Origin of the sequence: Rheinheimera metallidurans (genome assembly GCF_036983985.1) — a bacterium.
Taxonomy (GTDB): Bacteria; Pseudomonadota; Gammaproteobacteria; order Enterobacterales; family Alteromonadaceae; genus Alishewanella; species Alishewanella metallidurans.
The window spans coordinates 348,067-368,651 of the sequence record NZ_JALAHQ010000003.1 but is presented as its reverse complement, the minus strand read 5'-3'; the positions used below and the strand labels follow the sequence as shown (position 1 = coordinate 368,651).

Below are 20,585 nucleotides of genomic sequence, written 5' to 3'. Positions count from 1 at the left end.
TGAATTTTTATACAAATTTTCTTTTTATCTATTAGCTAAGATTCAGCCACCACTATTTTATTTCTACCACCCTGTTTTGCCTGATATAAGGCCATATCAGAGTGCGATAATAGTTTGTCATGTTGCATACCATCAGCATAACGAGCGATACCAATACTAATTGTGATATGCAAGTTAGGCGAAAACTCGGAAAAGTCTAATTGTGCTACGGCTTGACGCATGCGCTCACAAATCTCGGCCGCAACCTGAGTTGTGGTATTGGGCAGTAATACGGCAAACTCTTCACCACCCCAACGCGCCACAGTGTCATCCTCTCGGCAATAACGACGAATAGCCACCGCAACTTTTTGCAGTACTTTATCGCCAATACTATGGCTAAAGGTGTCATTAACCTGTTTAAAGTGATCAACATCAAGCAGCACTAAACATAGCGGTAACTTATTTCTACGTGCTCTAGCACACTCTCGTGCCAAGGCTTCATCAAAGGCTCGGCGATTCGCTAAACCAGTTAACGCATCCAACCTAGCTTGTAATTCAAACTCTTGTGCTTGTCGCCGGATATGTTGCAGTAACTCTGAGCGTTCTCTATCAATTATTTGTAAATTGTCAGCTTGTTGCTGCAGCTCAAGCGTTTTGTTCGCTACCTGTATACGTAATTTACGCTCGCGTTTATGCTGTGCGGTAAACCGCCAGCGCAGTACTATAGCAATAAGTAGCAATGCCGCGAGCATCGCACTGAACCAGAAAATAGGCCGCTGCCAAAAGTACGGCAGAATAATAAAATTAAAACTAGCAACTTGTTCACTCCAAGCGCCTTGCGGATAAGACGCCCGCACCGAGAACTGATAGTGTCCAGATGGCAGATTAGTGTATTCAGCAATAGTATTGTTGCCACGTGCAACCCAAGAACTATCAAAACCATTTAGTTTAGTGCTGTACTGAATATGCTTGGGCATGATGTAACCCAGACCAGCAAACTGTAGCTCTAACCTGTGCATGCCCGCACCAAGTTGTAACTCTTGATCCAAAGATATAAGTGCACCATCAACTTTTAAGTGTTCTATTACTACCGGTAAACTATTTATATAAAGTTTTTTTAAATCAGTAGGATAAACCTCACTGATACCTTTGGATGTGGCAAATATAATACTGCCGCTGGCGGTAATAGTAGCCGCCTGCATAGAGCCACCGTTAGCTTGAGCGCTTTGCATGCCGTCACCTTCACCAAATAGCTCATAGCTAACAGATGGCAACGTGCCAGACAAAAACTGATTAATGGACTCTCGGTCTAAGCGCAATATGCCTCTGTTGCTGCTTAGCCATAAATTTTGTTGTTGATCTATTACAGCTTGAAACACTTTATCAAAAGGTAAGCCAGCATTGCGGCCAATAATTTGTGCGCTATCAGTATTGAGATCGTAAGCCACCAACCCGCGGTCTGTAGTTATCCATAACACATTAGCTTTAGGGTCTGCGGCAAAACCAAAGGCATATTCTGCGTTATCTAAGGTAGTAGTATCTAAGGTTGCCATACGGCCATCAGGTTGCCGAATAGCCACACCGCCGCCAGTACCAATAAACAACCTGCCGTCAGTATGCTGATAAAGCGTCATAACAAAGGGTGTGGGTAACCCATCGGCACTGCTATAGTTTAAAACACCGTCTGCATTAATAAAGCTCAGCCCTTGCGAAGTGCCAATCCACACTCCGCCATTTTTTTCCGGTAATATCGCCCTTACTTCATTGGCTAATAAACCGGAGGTTCTATCGTACTGAGTTGTTACTTTACCATTAGCATAACGCAGTAGGCCGTCGGTATAAGTGCCAATCCAAAGCCCGCCATCATTACCCTCTGCTAAACTTAGTATCGATTGTCCTTTACTTGCGGCAGATAAGCTTACGGTTGCAAAACCACTAGCAGTGCGCCGGCTTATGCCTTGGCTGGTACCAACCCAGACTGAGCCATCAGAGTGAGCTAATAATGCGCGCACGTAATCACCCACTAAACCATTTTCGGCAGTGTAGGTTACAAAAGGCGCGGCACGTAAACGAATTAAGCCACCATTAGTGCCAGCCCAGATGCTATTTTCGTTATCTAAATATAATGACAAGATACGGTTATTGGGTAAGCCACCAGCGATATTAAGCGTTTCAACACCTAGCTCACTGTAGCGAAGCAAACCTTGGTCGGTAGAACCGATCCAGATTTGATCGTTCTGTACTAAAAGTGCCGATACCGCAATATCGGCTAGCGCTGTTGAAAGCAGTGCGATATCACCTTGATTATAGCGAAATAAGCCTCGCTCTGTACCAATAAGCAAACCGCCAGCATAGGGTCGCAGCACAAAAACCGCCGCTGAAGGCAGGGCATTAACCAAGTTAATCTCGGGATTCGCCGCGTTGGTATCTAGCCACACTAAACCACGCGGTGTGCCAGCCCAAAGTCGTCCGTTATCATCTATTAGTAAACTATGTACCACATCACTGGTTTTACCTGCAGTAATACTAAACTGCTGTCTAGTGCCATCTGGCCGCTGGCGGAACAAACCTTGGCCTTCGCTGGCTAACCAAAAATTACCATCAGCGTCTTCCGCAACAGCGTTAATCAACACATTAAATGACGGCCAGTTTTGCCAGCCTTTTGCGGTATACCTACTAACACCACCTCTAGCACCAGTCAGTAATAAGTTTTTGTTATGGTCAAGCGTTAACGAGCGCACACCAGAGTCAGGTAAACCGGTTAACGGCCCTCGACCGAATACTTCAAATTCCCGACCGTTAAAACGGGCCGCGCCTTCCCAAGTCGCTAACCATAAATAGCCATCGTTACTTTGGGTAATGCTGTTAATGGTGTTATGAGGTAAGCCGTCACGGGTAGTCCAGCTTTCCTGGAAATAATGGCTTAATTTGGCAGGGCTAGCGCTTAACGGCAAGGCTATGTTTAGTAGTAAAAAACCGAGTATTAGCGTGTTACTTTTCACGAATAATAACCGCAATAAAAAAGAGTATTTAGATACATCAAACATTGCGGTAAGTCTCTGCTCGTTAAACAATTGCTACAACAGCAATTGTTTAAGATTACCGCAAATTGCTTAAACCACCAAGTTTAACTATGCAGCTATTGCTGGCCGAACACCCAGTAAATGACAAATAGCATAGCTAAGCTCACTGCGGTTAAGCGTATAGAAATGAAAGTGATCAACTCCTTCTCGGCTTAATACCTTAACCATTTCCATCGCGATGTTCACACCAACTAGATTGCGGGTTGTGGCATCATGCTCTAATCCGTCATAGGCTTTGTACATCCATTGCGGTATAGCAACATTGGTTAGGCCAGCAAATTTTTGGAGCTGGGTAAAATTAGTTACAGGTAAAATGCCCGGAATAATATCAACATCGATACCAATTGCCGCACAACGATCGCGATAACGTAAAAACTTTTCAATATCAAAGAAAAACTGGGTAATGGCTCTAGATGCTCCAGCATCTACTTTGCGTTTTAAATTAAGCAAATCAAACTGACCATTTGGCGCTTCTGGATGTACTTCAGGGTAAGCTGCCACTGAAATATCAAAATCAGCCACTGACCGTAAAATATGTACTAAATCTACCGCATATAAATCGGGTTTACCGATACTGCCGGCAGGTAAGTCACCACGCAGCGCAACGATATGACGAATACCGCTTTGCCAGTAGTCTTTGGCAATGGCAACTAACTCGTCTTTTGATGCATCAACACACGTTAAATGTGGAGCAGCAATTAAGCCTGTACGCTGTTTAATTGACTTAATAATATCGTGCGTGCGATCGCGCTCGCCCGAATTAGCACCATAGGTTACCGAAACAAAAGACGGTGCCAGCGGCGCTAAGCGTTCAATGGACTGCCATAGTGTTTGTTCCATTTGCGCGGTTTTCGGTGGAAAAAATTCAAAACTAACGTTAACTTTGCCGGCGATATCCTGCAAATTTCGATTAATTGCGTCTAAATATTGTGCATTTGCAAAAGCCATATTTGTTCTCTTCGCGTTACGCCAGTAAAACCGGCTGAGCCGCCTTAGCGACTAATTGTTTTACCAGAACTGCTAAGTCGGCATGTAAGCCACCTGCAGTTACCACACGCCCAGCTCCTGGGCCTTTTAATACCAGCGGATTGTCGGCATACCATGCAGAGCGAATAACAAATACGTTATCGCAAGGCGCAATAGCCGCAAGTGGATGTGTAGCGCTAAACTGCTGCAGTGAAACACTGGCCGTTGCTTTACCCTCTGCTAGCGACAAGCTACCTACGTAACGCAATACCTTGCCTGCAATTGCGGCTTGCTCATATAGCGTTGCCATCCGCCGATCAAGCTGCGCTCGGTTAGCCAAAAACTCTGGCCAATTATTAATACTCAGATCGAGTGGTAACAAGGGTGCTAACGCGATGTCGTCAAGCTCAAGCGCAACATCTAGCTCGCGGGCTAGCACTAATAGTTTGCGTTGCACGTCAGTACCGGATAAATCATCTAGTGGGTTGGGTTCCGTTAGCCCGGCTTGTTGTGCTTGTTCTACGTAATCAGAAAACGCAGTTTTGCCATCAAACATGCACAATAACCAAGATAAGGTGCCAGAGAAAATTCCGCTAACTTCAATAATGCTATCACCGGCACTGCGCAACTCTTGTAAAGTACGCTGTATCGGAATACCTGCACCGCAAGTGGTATTACTTAGCCATTGCCGTTGATGCTGCACCAGTGTCTGCTTAATAACGGCATACTCAGCGCTAGGTAAGGTTACGCCTTGTTTATTCGCGCTAATAATGTCACAACCAGCAGCAATAATTGCCGGATACAACGCGGTAAACTCGCGGCTAGGCGTAATATCAATTAGCACCTTGGCGCCGCTAAGTTCTTGCAAATAAACGAGTAACCCCGACGCATTCCACGTATCAGCCCCCGCTAGTGCATCTTGCCAATTTGTCGCATCTAAATGAGGTTGCAGCAAAGCGTAGCGCGAATTAAGCACGCCAACGAGTTCAAGCTGTATTTCTGCTGCTAAGCGTTGCTGCTGAGCGGCTAACATTAATAGAAACTCCGTACCGACATTACCGCTACCAGCGACAATAATTTTAAGCCCGGGTTTAACTTTCAGTAGTTGTTGATGTATTGCTTCTAAGGTGTAGTTAGCAATAGCGGCGGCAAATAACCAAATTACTTGCTGCTCGTTTTCATAGCGATGCAACACACCCTGCGCTTGAATAAAGGCCTCAGCCACTGCCGATACTTGTGCACTGGTATTAGGCTTTAAAAACGCCAAGGCATAGTATTCTTGGGTATCGCGTACTGCGCTAATATTTTGCTTATTTAAGTACGCTAATGCGCTTTCGGTTGCGTCAGTTGGTAATAACCAACTTATATTTTCACCTAACTGCGGCAGAGCAATTACCGGTTGCTGTAATTGCAGGGACAGCTCGGCCGCGCTACTACGATTAGCTTGATGCAACGTCAGTAAACTGACATTTTGTAATTCAGTAATAAAACCTTGTTGCTGCGCTGCGCGCTGCGTTACTTTGCAACCAGCAAGTTGGGGCTCAAAACTGCTGCGAACAATAAGCTCCGTATTACCGCTAGTAAGCGGTGACAACGTACGCGCATGCAATACGGGGTTACCTAACTGTGCTAGCTGGCACGCCTGTGACCAACTTACTTGCTGATAAGGAATGGCATTGTGCACCTTACGCGGGTCGGCGCTGTAAATGGCTTTAACATCAGTCCAAATAGTTACACTGGAGGCTTGCAGTAAAGCAGCCAATAAAGAGGCGCTGTAATCGCTGCCATTTCGCCCTAACGTAATACTCGTACCCTGTTCATCACGGGCGATATAACCGGTGACCACATGAATAACGACGTTCTGAATATGGCTGCGTAATAACTCAGTGCTGTGCAGCCAATCAGGCTGATGCTGCTTTAACCGCAAAAAATCGCGGGCATCTATTGCCGCAGCCGATAAACCGCGTTGACGTAATAGTTCAGCTAATAACTGCGCGGATACTAACTCGCCTATGGCCAGCACATCGTTATGTCTCTGCTGTGCTAAAGCCTCCGGTATTGCGGCTAAATAGTGTTGTAGCAGCACAATAAGCTGTTGTGCTGCTATAGCCGGTAAGGTTTCATTAATGAGCAATGCCAATTGCTGATACAACGTCGATACGGCTTGATCACGCTTAGCTATGTCATCAGCTAACGCAATAATATGCAGTAATAAGTCGGTGGTATCGCCAGGAGCTGACACCACTAGCCATAATGCTTGGCGACTATCTTGTGTCGCAACAATATCGGCTACGGCAATAACTCGTGACGCCGTAGCTAAACTAGAACCACCAAATTTATGTACCTGCGTTAACCCGGTACTCAAGGTTGGATTTGATTTAGCCTGCATAACGTGTGTCTCCAACAGCCAGCGCAAGGGCCGCTAACGCCTGTTGCAAATCGGCTAGCAAATCATCGATATTTTCTATGCCTAATGATAGGCGCAGTAAAGCTGGCCCAATGCCTGCTTCAGTTTGTGCTTGGGCATTCATCGACGCTTGTGTCATTGAACCCGGGTGGCAAATCAAGCTTTCAATACCACCTAATGATTGCGCGAGGGTAAAAATACGCAATGCAGAGAAAAACACCGGTAATTGGCTAACGTCACATGCTAAATCGAAGCTACACATCGCACCAAAACCAGTCTGCTGATTAGCGGCAACACTATGCCCAGGATGGTCAGGCAAGCCGGGGTAATACACCTTAGCAACCAAAGGCTGTTGCAGAAGAAAATCAACAACGCGTGCGGCATTATCTTGCTGTAACGCAATACGCAGCGGCAGTGTACGCAAACCACGTAACGTCAGATAACAATCAAAGGGCGCACCAGTAATGCCTAAACAGTTAGCCCACCATTTTAACTCGTCGCCTAGCTCTGGTGCTTTGCATATCAATACACCACCAATTACATCGCTGTGGCCATTAATATATTTGGTGGTTGAATGCACAACAAGATCGGCGCCAAGAGCCAAAGGCTGCTGTAATATTGGCGATAAGAAGGTGTTGTCAACAACCACTAATGCGTCTAACGTTTTTGCCAATGTGCAAACTGCGCGAATATCGGTAATTTGTAGTAACGGATTAGACGGTGTTTCTAACCAGATCATCTTTGGTTGCACAGCGCTAACGTGCGCTTGCCAGCCCGCTTGCTGAAAATTAATAATTAATAACTTAAACGCATGTTTTTTGGCAGCTAAATTAGTAAATAGCCGGTAACTACCACCATAACAATCATGGGGTATTACTAAGGTATCGTCAGGTGTTAATAACTGCAGTGCTAATAAGCACGCGGCCATACCGCTGCTAGTAACAATGGCTTTGCTACCGCCTTCTAAGTCAGCCAACGTTGTTGCCAATAGATCGCGGGTTGGGTTATTTGACCGCGAATAATCGTATTGCTCAGGCTGTTGAAACGCGCCTAGCTTGTAGGTTGTACTTAAGTACAATGGCGGGATCACCGCAGAAAATGCAGTATCCTTTGCAATGCCAGCCTGAGCTGCAATAGTTGCAGCATGACCCGTTGACATAATCAAATCTCTTCTAGATGTTTAGACGTCTAAAAGTATACATTTAGATATTTAGATGTCAAAGCATTTAGACGTCTAAAATTATTATTTATTGCACGCTATTTGACTAGTTGCCATAACACGATAGAATTTCCGCACTTGCGCGAGCAACAAAACATAATGACTTAATTACAAGGTAACAATATGGCTAAGTGGAATGGGGAATATGTTCACCCGTACGCGGAACACGGTAAAAAATCAGAACTCGTAAAAAAAATTACTGTGTCTATTCCGCTGAACGTATTAAAAGTGCTAACGGATGAGCGTACACGCCGTCAAGTTAACAATTTAAGGCATGCAACTAATAGTGAATTATTATGCGAAGCGTTTTTACATGCCTTTACTGGACAGCCGCTGCCTGCAGATGAAGATTTACGTAAAGACAACCCTCATCAGATCCCCGCAGAAGTGCGCCAGATCCTGACTAGCATGGGTAAAGCAATTCCAGTAATTATTGAAGCAGATAACGACGAAGAATAAACTGATTATCCGTTTAACGTGCAACAAAAAAACCGCCAACTGGCGGTTTTTCTATGACTAAAATTTTATTGTACTATTACCAAATGTAGCATTAGTCGCGCCTTGTTGGCCATTTATAACCCACTGCACCTCAATATTTTCTAGCGTCGGAATTAAGTTGAAAATATGCAGCTGTAACTCATTTAACTTCGCAGGCCGTTGGCATAACAACGCATAGTTAGCATAAAAATCCGCATGCCCTTGTTTGGTATGAAGCTGGGTTAAATCAGTACTCGCTTCAGCCTGCGCCAACTCACAATTAGCATCGACATTAAAGCTAAACCAAGCAGCTTGGTTAAACACCACAATAGCTGCGGTTATTTCTTGCTGTTGTTCTGCCGTCACTGGTTTATGTTCAAAGCCAACAACACTTTGCGCCGCTGCCTGAAACGCCAACTGCATTTCATTACCCTCTAACACTATAGTTAGTATGCCATGGCCATGCACGTGAGACCCAAGAGAGGTGATATCTTCGTGTTCATGAGCAGCATGCTCATTTGTAGATTGGGCAAACTCCTGTGCTACAACAGTGCCTGATAACATTAGATTACAAGCAAAAAACAAACTAGATAATAATGAAAACTTCATGGCATCGAGCCTAATATAAGCCAATAATTATGTGACAACATAACACATAATTTATTGTCTTCGCTAGCTTATGATCGATGCACAAGCACAAACCGTAATGCCCATAATATTTAAACTAGGTAACAATTATGGCAAAGCTTGTTGTGGTATTAGGTGATCAATTAAGCCCTGCTTTAGCTAGCCTGCAAAAAATTGGTCCTGACGACATAATACTGCTGGCAGAGGTGGCCGAAGAAGCCTGCTACGTTAAACACCATAAGCACAAAATTATATTAATTTTTAGCGCTATGCGTCATTTTGCTGCGACATTGCAACAGCAAGGTAAGCAAGTGTGCTACCTAGAATACAACAAGAGCGCCAGCATACGCAGCATGACGGACGCAGTAGCTTATGCGCTGCAACAACACTGCGGCATACAAGAAATTGTGATCACGCAATGCGGTGAATATCGGCTACAACAAACCATAAATAGTTGGCCGCAAAAGTTCGCTATACCTGTAACCCAGCTAGAGGACGACCGGTTTATTTGCTCTGCAACACAGTTTACTCGCTGGGCAGAGGGTAAAAAACAACTACGCATGGAGTATTTTTATCGCGATATGCGCCGTTACACTGGTTTACTAATGGCAAATAACCAGCCGTTAGGTGGCAAGTGGAACTATGATGCAGAAAACCGGAAAGCCTGCCCCAGTAACACTACGCCCATTATGCCGCTGCAATTTTCTTGTGATGACATAACCGACACGGTTAAACGTTTAGTACAGCAACAGTTTGCTGATCATATGGGTTCAGTAGATAATTTTAGTTACGCCGTTACCGGCAAAGATGCAAGACAAGCATTTTTACATTTTGTCGCTACGCAATTGCCCCAATTTGGCGATTATCAAGATGCCATGCTGTTCGATAAACCCTTTTTGTTTCATAGCATTTGCTCAGTGTATCTAAATTGCGGCTTGTTAGATGTACGCTGGATGTGCAATAAGGTCGTCGCAGCCTATCATAACGGCGATGTACCGCTTAATGCCGCAGAGGGTTTTATTAGGCAGCTAATTGGCTGGCGCGAGTATGTTAGAGGGTTATATTGGTTACTAATGCCAAACTATGCAGAGCATAATCAGTTAAATGCACAGCGTAATTTACCTGAATTTTACTGGCACGGCAAAACCCAGATGCGTTGTATGCAGCAAGCAATTAGTAGCACTATTGAGCACGCTTACTCGCACCATATCCAACGTTTAATGATCACCGGCAACTTTGCACTATTGGCTGGGTTATCGGTGAAACAAGTTACTGACTGGTATCTTGCTGTGTATGCCGACGCCTATGAATGGGTTGAGCTGCCTAATACGCTTGGTATGGCATTGTTTGCCGATGGTGGTGTACTGGCATCCAAGCCCTATGCCGCAAGTGGTGCTTACATCAACCGGATGAGTAATTATTGCAAAAACTGTGCGTACCAGGTTAAACACACCACACAAACTGATGCCTGCCCGTTTAATGCACTGTATTGGGATTTTCTTCACCGGCATCAGCAGCAATTTGGCGCTAACCCGCGCCTGGCACTGACCTTTGCTAACTGGCAAAACCGCAGCGACAGCGACAAAGCCGCCATTCTGGCCAAAGCTGCCGACACGTTAAACCGTCTGGAACAGCTATGAATATCAGCCTGGTACTGCTAAACGACACATTGCGCTGGCACGACAATCCGCTGTTAAACGCCTGTGAAGGCCCCAAAGCAGCCGTAATTGTGCTGAATAAAGCCGCATTTTTTGGCCGCCAGTATGGTTTACCCAGAGCCAATTTGCAGCGTTTACAACAACAGATAGCTGTTATTGCTGCGCTAAAAAATACTCTGGCGGCAAAGCATATTGGCCTTATCACCCTGGTTGGCGATACTGCCAGCTGTATCAGCACTCTGGCCGGTGAATTAAAAGCAGAACAGCTGTACTGTGCAGAGCCGGTTGCTTCTTATGAATATGCCGCCATTAACCGCCTGAAGCAGACTCTTAACGTTACTCAACTCGATTGTAATTCTTTGCTGGGTGATAGTTTAAGGCCCAACCTTGCCATGATGCCAGACAGCTTTACGCCGTTTCGTAAACAGCGCGAGCCGCTGCTGCAGGTAAGTGAGCCAGCAATGCAGGCACCCGACCAAAACTGGCTGTTACCGGCACAAACCGAGCCTTATAACAGTGCTTTTATGCAGCTAAGCCAGCAATACCATACTTATTCAACAGCAGGCATTGGTAGCGAGGCTTCTGCTTTGGCAAGGCTGCAGCATTATATCTGGCAACAGCAACATATTTTGCACTATAAACAAACCCGCAATCAGCTGATGGGCGAGAATTACGCCAGTTTTTTCTCAGTGCCGCTGTCACTTGGCAGTTTGTCTGTACGTTGTTCATGGCAGCAGATTGTCAGCTTTGAGCAGCAGGTACAGGCTAACGACTCTACTTACTGGCTTAAATTTGAGCTGTTGTGGCGTGAGTTTTTCCGCTGGCAATTTCGCAAATACGCCAATCTCTGGTTTAGTAAAGGTGCCATAAAAGGCCAGCCGGATTTCAGCCAGCCACAACTTAGCAAAGCTCAGCTTAAGCAATTTAACCTGTGGTGCCAGGGCAATACCGGTGAGCCGTTTATTGATGCCAATATGCGCCTGTTAAACCAAACCGGTTTAATGAGCAACCGCGGCAGACAGAATGTTGCCAGCTATTTACTGCATAATCTTGATATCGACTGGCGTTTGGGTGCCGCTTATTTTGAGCAGCGCCTGCTCGATTATGACTGCGCCAGCAACTGGGGAAACTGGGCCTATATTGCCGGCACCGGCAATAGTACCCAGCGGCAGTTTAATATCAGCAAACAGGCGCAAATGTATGATCCGCAAGGCGCATTCGTCAAAGCTATGCTGCCATCAGCGCTGTCATGAACACTTTGGTGTGGTTTAAACGCGATTTACGCATTGATGATCATCAGCCGCTGTATCAGGCGGCCAAAGCAGGTGCAGTATTACCGGTTTACATTATTGAACCGGATTACTGGCAACAAAGTGATGTATCGCTGCGCCACTGGCAATTTATCGCCCCGGCACTGCAGCAACTTAACCAACAATTAACTGCACTTGGCCAACCTTTGCTGATAGTGAAAGGCCCGGCCACCCTGGTGCTGCGCCAACTCTGCCAGCAATTTGCCATCAGCCGCGTATGCAGCCATGAAGAAACCGGTAACCTCTGGACTTATCAGCGTGATCTGGCAGTAGCACGGCTATTACACGAGCTGAATATACCCTGGCAGCAGTACCGGCAGTTCGCTGTATTTCGTAAACTGAAAGACCGGGATAACTGGTTTAACCTGGCCGATAGCTGGCTAAAGTCATCTCTGGCACCAACAGTAACAGCACTACCATTTTTAACTGCCGTACAGTGGAACCTGACGGAACTGGCACCCTGCCGTAAAACTGATTTACCGCTTTGCTCTACGCTGCAAGATGCGACTGCTGCAAACCACACTTTTGACAGCTTTATCGCCACACGCTGTATGCACTACCGTCAGCACATTTCACTGCCGGCAAAAGCGCTAAGCAGCTGCTCCAGGCTCAGCCCTTATATCAGCTACGGCCAGCTTAGCCTGCGCCAGTTGCAACAACACAGCTTTACGGCGTTAAAGCACAGCACAGAACAACGCAAACAGCAGGGCTTGCAGGCATTTTTCAGCAGGTTACGCTGGCATTGCCACTTTATGCAAAAACTGGAAGATGAGCCAGCCATTGAGTTTTTTAATATGCACCGTGGTTTTGATGGCTTGCGGGAACACGATTTTAACCCTGCGCTGTTTCAGGCCTGGCAAAGCGGCCAAACCGGCTACCCGCTGATTGATGCTGCTATGCGCAGTTTGCTGGCAACCGGCTGGCTGCATTTTCGCGCCCGCGCCATGTTAGTGGCCTTTGCCAGCTATCACTTATGGTTACATTGGCGGCCGGTATCCTTGCATCTGGCCCAGTGCTTTGTCGATTATAATCCGGGCATTCACTATGCCCAAATACAAATGCAGGCCGGTACCACGGGGATAAACCCCAACCGGATGTATAACCCGGTAAAACAAAGCCAGCAAAAAGATGCCGATGGCCGCTTTATCCGCCAGTGGTTGCCCGAACTGCGTCAGGTGCCGGATAGTTGGCTACATACGCCCTGGCTAATGCCCGCTGCACTGCAACAACGTTATGCTTGTGTTATAGCGCGGGATTATCCGGCACCAATAGTCGATTTACAGCAGGCACAACAACGAGCCAGAGCACGGCTAAGCCAATGGTTGAAGCAACATAATAAACCAGACTGGCAACAGCAAAAACAAGCCGTGTTTACGCGCCATGCCAGCCGCAAAAGGCCCGCAACGCATAAAAAGATAGCTTGCCGGGATCAGCTTAGCTTTGACTGGGAGTGAGTTTGAACGGCTGGTTAGTGCGAATCCGGCCGCAGTGCCTGTGGGGGTTGTTGCTCCAGCCACTGCACTGTCTGCCAGATAGCCTGCATTGCCATATCCAGAAATACCGGCTCAATACGCTGCCAGGTATCTTGCACCGTATGGTAATACGCATGCTCCTGACCGCCGAAAAATAAATAAGGAATACCAGCACGATGAAAGGGGCCGTGATCGCTGGCATTAGGCCAGTTGTAACGCGGATTGTCGCGTGCTATACGGCCCGGGCCGCGATGATGTAGAAACTGCAGCGTGCTAAAAGTGGCATCTAATTGCGCTGCCAGCGCCGGATAGCGCCTGGCGCCGGTCAGGTAAAGCTTGCCACGCCGATCGGGCTGGCTAATCATATCCAGATTCAGGTTCATTACTATGCTGCCAGGCGGCACCGGCGGTTTGGCGATAAAGGCTTTGCTGCCATGTAAGCCGCTTTCTTCAGCGTCGGTGGCAAGAAAAATATAAGAATACACCGGGCAAAAGTGGTTTAGCCTGGCGGCCAGTTCCAGCATAGCAGCAACACCGGAAGCATTATCATCAGCTCCATGGAAAATTTTTCTGCCCTGTATGCCAAGATGATCATAATGTGCTGTAACAACAATATAGTGATTCGGGTAAGTGCACCCACGGCGCCAGGCCAGCACATTAATACCGGTTTTTTCAGGCCAGGATGAATAGACAAAAGCCTGCTGATAGCTGTTGTTAAACCTGTCCAATCGCAAATGGGCAAAACGCTCAGAAATCAGTTCGCGGGCAAGACCGGCACCTGCAGTGCCGGTTTTACGCCCCTGCATATCTGTGTCACTCAGTTTCTGGATATCTGTCAGCAGATCTGCCTGTGCACAAAATGCGATTAGCAGTAATGCAGCAACAGGCAATCTGAGCATAATCAGTGCGCAGACTGCCGCAGTTTTAACGCTTCAAGTTTTGCATGATAGCGTTGTTGTGTATTGTTATCCGCGACCAGCTCAGCCGCTTTGCTAAGCACCTGCTGCGCTCTGCCAGTCTGATTGTTACGGTAATATGCCAACGCCAACTCCAGTTGTAACTGATGCATATAAGGCGCTTGCTCTGCTGCTTTGTACAAATAAGTTACGGCATCCTGATACTGGTTTTTCTGTTGTGCGTTTTTCCCCAGCACATACCACAGGTATGGGTCATACTCGTTAAATGACGACAAGGATTGTAGCATCTCCTGAGCAGTATCCGGGTCTCCCTGACTTTGCTTTAGCACTGCATAGTTCGTAAGCAATGTGACCTTACTTGCTGAAACATCAAGACCATATTGATAAAACTGCTCAGCCAGTTGCATCTCATCCATACGCCGGTGAACTACTGCTGTCAGATTAATAACTGCACTGTAATCAGGAGCGTATTGCAATGCAGTTTTCAGCAGTGCCAGAGCCTGGTCATATTGCTCAGCCAGCAGAGCATCAGCCGCCAGATTACGATAGAACATAGCAATAAAGGTTTGCTGGGTAATTCTGGGGCCGGTTATATCCGCTGCTGATGGCAGATAATCAACTACCAGCGAAGGCTTTATAAAATAAAGCTTATCTTTCTCGGGGGTAAAATCCGGGTCATATAGAAAAGTTCTGACATGATCTGAAGACACCATTAAATTCTGCTCAAAACTTAAAACTGGGGCAGATACTATGCTTTGAAACTCTATTTGCACACCTGCCAAATCTGCCAACGCTTTAGTCAAGACGGCCAGGGATATACAGTTGCCGCTTTTAAGTGCGTAAGCCTCTGTTGCCGTGTAGTTTTTTCCCTGATAATCAAAACCAGCTAAATGTTGTTCCAGAAAGTTATATACCCGCCGGTGCCCTGCGATATCCTGATTCTCAGGGGCATTAAAATATGCAAGAAATTCTGCTTGTTGCGACGCTGACAGCTGAAAAATATCATCGACCGTCGGCGTATTAGCATTAGCGCTTTCTAACAACGCTGAGTAAGGTAAAACAGCTGTATTACTTACTTGCGCCGGAGCAGAACTACAAGCAATAAGGCTCAGGCAACTGAGCCCAACAACCAAAATATAAAGCTGCTTGTATACGAGCATAACATTCTCAGGTTAAATAATTATTAACCTTGTTATATCGCATCCTCGTCTTCTTCGCCAGTGCGAATACGTACTACACGTTCAACATCAAACACAAAAATCTTGCCATCGCCGATACGACCGGTTTGTGCGGTTTTCATAATAGCTTCAACACAGCGTTCTACCTGATCGTCGGTAACCACAATATCCAGTTTTACTTTAGGCAAAAAATCGACCATATACTCTGCGCCGCGATACAGCTCTGTATGGCCTTTTTGCCGGCCAAAACCTTTAACTTCAGTAACTGTCATACCGGTAATACTGATATCTGCCAGCGCTTCACGCACGTCATCCAGCTTAAAAGGTTTAATAATGGCTTCAATTTTTTTCATCACAATTTCCGTCAGTTAAGCGTCGGTGGTATTGGCAGTATAATACAAGGCCGGATGCTGTTCAGCAGTTAATCACTAAGAATCACTTGATCTGCTGAGGGTAAAACACGATAAGATAGACTGGTATTTTCAGCAGAGGCCAAAATAGTATGAATGCAGCACAGATTATTGCCGAAATGCGGGTGTTACCGCAGATAGACCCGGTATTTGAGATCCAACGTCGAGTCGACTTTATTAAAACCCGGCTAGTAAACTCAGGCATGAAAACCTTAGTGCTAGGCATTAGTGGCGGTGTTGATTCAACAGTTTGCGGTCGCTTAGCGCAGTTAGCTATTAACGAATTAAACCAAACCAACAGCGGTTATCAGTTTATTGCTGTGCGCCTACCTTACGCGACACAACAAGATGAAGCTGATGCACAACTGGCAGTAGACTTTATTCAACCCACTAAAGCACTATCAGTAAACGTACAACCGGGTGCCGACGGCATACACGACGCAACCTGGAACGCAATGGCGGCTCTAGACCTAACCAATACTACTGCAGCACAAACCGATTTTGCTAAAGGTAATGTAAAAGCCCGCACGCGGATGATTGTGCAATATCATATTGCCGCATTAACCGGCGGTTTAGTGCTAGGCACCGATCATTCGGCAGAAAACATTACCGGCTTTTATACTAAATGGGGCGATGGTGCTTGCGACCTTGCCCCCCTATTTGGTTTAAATAAGCGCCAAGTAAGATTATTAGCTAAAACCCTTGGCGCCGCAGATATACTGACGACTAAAGTACCCACCGCAGATTTAGAATGTTTGGCACCACTAAAAACTGACGAGTCAGCACTTGGCCTTAGTTATGAGCAAATAGACGATTTTTTAGAAGGTAAACCCGTAGCGGCTAGCGTTAGTGAAAAACTGATTAGCATTTACTTAAAATCTCAACATAAACGCCAAGCTATTCCTACAATTTATAATTAGTTGCCTCTGCACTAGCTAAGAAACACACAAATTAAAAGCAAATATTTTACATGTTAGCAATAAACGCTATGCTTCCTATAAGTTCAACATTGCAGGAAGCATAGTATGTCGCCACGCATATCTGCAGGCTTTAGCTTGCCCGAACTCATGGTTACGCTTGCCATTTTAATTATTTTTGCTGGTACTGCGCTACCTAATATGTTGGAATTTATAGATCAGCAGCGCGCTAGCGCTTATGTTCGACAATTTAGCCAACATTTGGCCTATGCCCGAGTTGCCGCCACTAGCAGCAATTTACCGGTGCAAGTTTGCCCGCTGCAAGCTGGACAATGTGTTAATCAATGGCAAAGCACACCTGTACAATTGGCACTGCAATATCCCAATAACACCAGCTTACTACTTCGCGAACTACCCCAAGTTTATGCAGCACATAAGTTAACTTTTAACCGTGATGCGATAACTTTTCGTCGTGATGGCAGCTTAAATGGCTTTGACAATGGCACCTTTATCTACTGCGGTAAAGATGATGCAACCTGGCACTATACACTTACTGTAAACCAAGCTGGGCGAAATCGTCTAAGTAAACTTAGTACGCCTTGTCCTAATTAACTATTCCCAGCACGGTAAACTTGATAGGTTATTTACGTTGCGTTGCCCAGCTTGATTTAATGTAAATAGCAAACAGCTACTATCAGCACGTTGAGCGCCGATAGCTTCTGCGCTAATTTCATAAAGCGGTTCTGTGTTATCTATCGTAACGTTAAACTGATAACGCGATGAACCACCCTGCGTATTCAGCCCTAGTATAATCAAGTCGTTAGAATAACTACCGTAATCTGCTAAATACTGCTCTTGTGCGTTGGCCAGTTGTAATAATTGGGTAATAGCATCTGAACGATAACTTCTCAGTACGTAATGCTGATAACTTGGATAACAAATTGCCGCCAATATACCAATAATAGCCAGCGCAATTAGCAATTCTATTAAACTAAAACCTCTAGTGCGTAGCAGCTGCATTTAATGTGCACCATGCTCAGTTTGAAAGGTCGCAAGCCTTATCAATTGCGGAAATTCCGTTTGTGATAATTCATCGACACAATCAGCACAGTCGGCATTAATGGCCAACAGCTCGGTCAGAAGCGTTTGGCTTAGTTGTGCATTTTGTAAACTTAGTGCTAACTCACCTTGCTGATTCTTTTTCAACACCAGCTTACCGGCCTCAGTAGTATTAAGTAGCCAGCTGCGGTTAGCATAAATTAAGCCGGCATGGTGTAAGTGCACCGCATGCAACGCCAAGTTAGCGCCCGGCGCAATTGAACAATCAGTATTAACAACCGCTGCAGGTGCACTGGTTAAATACACCACCCCCGCATACACTTGTGGTGTTGCCGTAATGCGTTGATTAAGCCTCATAAACCAACCTCCGCCTTGTTGTATTTGTGACCAAAGTAGCTCATCAATGCCATATAGCGGCTCATCAGCAGTAAGGTTTGTGCGATCACTAAGATCTGTAAGCTGCCATGGCGTTATTTGCCCAGCTTGATGTTTAACGGCAATCAAAATATCACCAGCTGAAGTTCCTGCAATCACCAACAGCATAATTTGTCGGCGCATTACACCATTACTATCCGGTGTCGTTACTTGAGCTAGTTGCAGTGGTTGGTTAAAGATCGCGTGAGTTTGACTAAAATCGGCAACCAACACGGGTGATGCAAACCCCTGCGCTGAGAGCGGAACAAACCAAAGTAGCCCAGTAATATCAATGCTATATACCGCATCAGCTAAACCGTCATAATTAAGATCAATCGCTATTGGCTGCGCCTGAATACGACCAATACTGCTCGTTAATGTCGGCCAGCTACTAACTTCGTCTAACAACGCTAATGTGTCAGCGCTATGCATTTTTAGCACGCCATCAGCTTGCGGCACTTGTAGTTGCACATTATTACTTAACAGCACCTTGCGCGGTGTATGCACATCTTGCACAGTAGGAATATTTACTTCAATTGGTACAGGGCTATTTAAATCGCAACAAAAACCCGCACCACTAAGCAAAAGCAAATTGAGATAAAACCAACGTTGCATGATCTTACTCCTCGTTTTCTACCACAGTTTTTCTTAGAACTACGCTGCTATAACTGGCATAAAAATAACGATTGTCAGAATAAACGTCAGTATCTAACTGCAATACCTCACAGGTTAAACTACCAACCGACCACGCTGCATACTCTGCCGGACAAGTGGTTAATAACTCATTTGGTGCAATAGCAGCATCGGCTAATTGCGGGATCTGCTGCATATGTTGTTGCAACGCTTGATGGGATAACTGCAGCTGCTGTTGCCCAGAAAATGCGGCTTTATGGCTTAATTGACTAACTAATAGCATGGCAGAAACCAACAACGTCATAACTAATAAAAATATCAATGCCATCACTAATACTATTCCCCTAACCGCAGCCATATCAGTGCTCCTATAACGCCGTATTATGAAAATAAATACTGCTACTAACCAACAAGCGCCGATAATTATCGCTCGGAGCAACAAACTGTTGTTGCCCCATAACGTATACCTGCTGGTTGGTGTAATGTGAGTCAGCCTGTTTAGCGCGTAATAATAAATAGTATCTAAGACTAACGATTCTGCCACTTTGTTGCTGCCATAGCTCTGCAGGTACTTGGTTGGTCGCTTGGTAATAGTTTAACTCACCGTCAAAAGTGCTATCGACACCAAATTCAAAGTGCATACGTTCAACACCGTCAAGTATTGAGTCCGTGCTCATCACCGCTTGTCCTGCTTGATTTCTACTTAAGCGTTTACGCATTAATACCGGTATATTTTCCCCGTTAACCTGCTGCTGCGCTAAGTAAAATACCAGATGTTGATAGGGATAATAGCTGTAGCTCTGATGCAATGCAGGGCTGTCACTATCAACAAAGCGCGCATGTTGCCAATTTGTTTCTAGATAAAAGCGATTTTGTCGCATCTCACTCACGGGTGTATTCAAACCAATTAAACGCTTCACCTGTAACAATTCAGTTTGCGGTAGTGGGTTATTAACACAATTTAGTTGTTGCTGATTACTCGTGATCGTTTTCGCGTATAAGGTAACAAAACTCTTTGCTAACTGCGGGAAACTGCCGCTATCTATAATAGATTCAGCACAGTCGTTGCTCGGTATAGCTGGCAATGCAAATAACGTGGCTTGCTCAGGCATGCTTCTACCACCCCAAAATCCGGTATTGGTAAGCTCATTTTGTAGTAATGTCATTAACAACTGTGCGTTTTGCTGCAGCTCGGCCAATTGCTGAGCCTGACGAGTTGAACGACTAACAGTACTAAATGCGGTTATTACCATACCCAGCAAAAACACGCCTAATAACATAGCAATAAGTAGCTCTGTCAGGGTGAAACCACTTTTGCGCCACACTGCTACCAAGCTCCACCTTGCACAGCAAATGCACCACGCCCGGCACTAGCATCACAGGACGCTAACTGAGGCGCACTATTCGCTGAGCGTTGCTGCCAACTTACCTGAAGCTGCGCAGTATTAGCCTGTGACTGAAAACAGAACACCGGTTGATGCAATGTGCTTGATAACGCTTGCAGCGTTTCAAACCAACTATTTAACTGCACGATGGCAAGTTGCTGCGCATTACAAGGGGTATTTTGGCTACAAACAGGCGTAGTTAAGGGTTCAAACTGAAGGGTGATTTGTGGTGCAATAGCATCTGCTAAACGCGGATTAGCCCAGATTTCATTAAACAGCGCGTTACTCATGGCTACAGCTTGCGTACGCTGTATCGCATCTTGTAGCTGGCGCAAACTTAGTGTTTGCGCAGCTAATAATCCCAATAAACCTACTTTTAACACTAATAAGGTTATCAAGACTTCAATCAGACTAAAGCCATGTTGTAGTCGCATATCCCTATGCTCACGGTTAACTAAAGTTAACTATAAAGTT

At 45.6% G+C, this 20,585-nt stretch carries 19 protein-coding genes; 6 read left to right on the top strand and 13 right to left on the bottom strand.

What is annotated here, in order from left to right:
* Window positions 1–35 precede the first annotated feature (35 nt).
* The 4 genes from MN199_RS10795 to metB all read right to left on the bottom strand — a co-directional run bounded on the left by MN199_RS10795 (window position 36) and on the right by metB (window position 7,594).
* Window positions 36–2,981 carry a diguanylate cyclase domain-containing protein gene (locus tag MN199_RS10795; protein WP_335739423.1) on the bottom strand — a complete coding sequence of 982 codons (2,946 nt, stop codon included), beginning with the start codon at window positions 2,979–2,981 and terminating at the stop codon, window positions 36–38.
* A 129-nt stretch (window positions 2,982–3,110) separates the two neighbouring features.
* Window positions 3,111–4,010 carry a methylenetetrahydrofolate reductase gene (metF, locus tag MN199_RS10790; RefSeq protein WP_132584977.1) on the bottom strand — a complete coding sequence of 300 codons (900 nt, stop codon included), beginning with the start codon at window positions 4,008–4,010 and terminating at the stop codon, window positions 3,111–3,113.
* A 16-nt stretch (window positions 4,011–4,026) separates the two neighbouring features.
* A complete protein-coding gene (metL, locus tag MN199_RS10785) occupies window positions 4,027–6,417 on the bottom strand; it encodes a bifunctional aspartate kinase/homoserine dehydrogenase II (RefSeq protein WP_335739422.1) in 2,391 nt (796 codons plus the stop codon).
* Window positions 6,407–7,594: a cystathionine gamma-synthase gene (gene metB, locus MN199_RS10780; protein WP_418338091.1), complete on the bottom strand. Its 1,188-nt coding sequence runs from the start codon at window positions 7,592–7,594 to the stop codon at window positions 6,407–6,409. The genes metL and metB overlap by 11 nt, the downstream gene beginning before the upstream one ends.
* A 183-nt stretch (window positions 7,595–7,777) precedes the next feature.
* Between metB and metJ the strand changes: the two genes are divergently transcribed.
* Window positions 7,778–8,113, top strand: coding sequence for a met regulon transcriptional regulator MetJ (gene metJ / locus MN199_RS10775; protein ID WP_132584983.1), 336 nt, complete (start codon window positions 7,778–7,780; stop codon window positions 8,111–8,113).
* Between the two features lie 57 nt (window positions 8,114–8,170).
* On the opposite strand, the gene MN199_RS10770 is transcribed toward metJ, so the two are convergent.
* Window positions 8,171–8,740 (bottom strand): ZrgA family zinc uptake protein, encoded by a 570-nt coding sequence (locus MN199_RS10770; RefSeq protein WP_335739421.1) that lies wholly within the window; start codon window positions 8,738–8,740, stop codon window positions 8,171–8,173.
* Window positions 8,741–8,868: 128 nt separating this feature from the next.
* Between MN199_RS10770 and MN199_RS10765 the strand changes: the two genes are divergently transcribed.
* The 3 genes from MN199_RS10765 to MN199_RS10755 are packed head-to-tail and all read left to right on the top strand — an operon-like array spanning window position 8,869 to window position 13,180.
* Window positions 8,869–10,398, top strand: a complete 1,530-nt coding sequence (locus MN199_RS10765) for a cryptochrome/photolyase family protein (protein WP_335739420.1) — start codon at window positions 8,869–8,871, stop codon at window positions 10,396–10,398.
* Complete coding sequence (locus MN199_RS10760) at window positions 10,395–11,669, top strand: DASH family cryptochrome (RefSeq protein ID WP_335739419.1); 1,275 nt, start codon at window positions 10,395–10,397, stop codon at window positions 11,667–11,669. The genes MN199_RS10765 and MN199_RS10760 overlap by 4 nt, the downstream gene beginning before the upstream one ends.
* Entirely contained in the window at window positions 11,666–13,180 is a 1,515-nt protein-coding gene (locus tag MN199_RS10755; RefSeq protein WP_335739418.1) for a deoxyribodipyrimidine photo-lyase, read from the top strand. Before MN199_RS10760 ends, MN199_RS10755 begins: the two co-directional genes overlap by 4 nt.
* Window positions 13,181–13,194: 14 nt before the next feature.
* Here the strand turns inward: MN199_RS10755 and MN199_RS10750 are convergent, their stop codons facing one another.
* The 3 genes from MN199_RS10750 to glnB are packed head-to-tail and all read right to left on the bottom strand — an operon-like array spanning window position 13,195 to window position 15,646.
* Window positions 13,195–14,088 carry a M28 family peptidase gene (locus tag MN199_RS10750; protein WP_335739417.1) on the bottom strand — a complete coding sequence of 298 codons (894 nt, stop codon included), beginning with the start codon at window positions 14,086–14,088 and terminating at the stop codon, window positions 13,195–13,197.
* Between the two features lie 11 nt (window positions 14,089–14,099).
* Window positions 14,100–15,275, bottom strand: coding sequence for a tetratricopeptide repeat protein (locus MN199_RS10745; RefSeq protein ID WP_335739416.1), 1,176 nt, complete (start codon window positions 15,273–15,275; stop codon window positions 14,100–14,102).
* A 32-nt stretch (window positions 15,276–15,307) separates the two neighbouring features.
* Entirely contained in the window at window positions 15,308–15,646 is a 339-nt protein-coding gene (gene glnB, locus MN199_RS10740) for a nitrogen regulatory protein P-II (RefSeq protein WP_068228692.1), read from the bottom strand.
* Between the two features lie 149 nt (window positions 15,647–15,795).
* Between glnB and nadE the strand changes: the two genes are divergently transcribed.
* Both nadE and MN199_RS10730 read left to right on the top strand, forming a co-directional pair.
* Window positions 15,796–16,623 carry an ammonia-dependent NAD(+) synthetase gene (gene nadE, locus MN199_RS10735; RefSeq protein WP_335739415.1) on the top strand — a complete coding sequence of 276 codons (828 nt, stop codon included), beginning with the start codon at window positions 15,796–15,798 and terminating at the stop codon, window positions 16,621–16,623.
* A gap of 105 nt (window positions 16,624–16,728) precedes the next feature.
* The gene (locus tag MN199_RS10730) at window positions 16,729–17,232 is read left to right on the top strand and encodes a GspH/FimT family pseudopilin (RefSeq protein ID WP_335739414.1); all 504 of its coding nucleotides are present in this window, start codon (window positions 16,729–16,731) and stop codon (window positions 17,230–17,232) included.
* Here MN199_RS10730 and MN199_RS10725 read toward each other — a convergent pair whose 3' ends face one another.
* The 5 genes from MN199_RS10725 to pilV are packed head-to-tail and all read right to left on the bottom strand — an operon-like array spanning window position 17,233 to window position 20,545.
* On the bottom strand, window positions 17,233–17,640 hold the full coding sequence (locus MN199_RS10725; protein ID WP_335739413.1) for a type IV pilin protein: 408 nt from the start codon (window positions 17,638–17,640) through the stop codon (window positions 17,233–17,235).
* Window positions 17,641–18,708 carry a hypothetical protein gene (locus MN199_RS10720; RefSeq protein ID WP_335739412.1) on the bottom strand — a complete coding sequence of 356 codons (1,068 nt, stop codon included), beginning with the start codon at window positions 18,706–18,708 and terminating at the stop codon, window positions 17,641–17,643.
* Between the two features lie 4 nt (window positions 18,709–18,712).
* On the bottom strand, window positions 18,713–19,084 hold the full coding sequence (locus tag MN199_RS10715) for a hypothetical protein (RefSeq protein WP_335739411.1): 372 nt from the start codon (window positions 19,082–19,084) through the stop codon (window positions 18,713–18,715).
* Window positions 19,085–19,094: 10 nt separating this feature from the next.
* Window positions 19,095–20,051, bottom strand: a complete 957-nt coding sequence (locus MN199_RS10710) for a PilW family protein (RefSeq protein ID WP_335739410.1) — start codon at window positions 20,049–20,051, stop codon at window positions 19,095–19,097.
* 2 nt (window positions 20,052–20,053) lie between these two features.
* Window positions 20,054–20,545, bottom strand: coding sequence for a type IV pilus modification protein PilV (gene pilV / locus MN199_RS10705; protein WP_335739409.1), 492 nt, complete (start codon window positions 20,543–20,545; stop codon window positions 20,054–20,056).
* Between the last annotated feature and the right edge of the window lie 40 nt (window positions 20,546–20,585).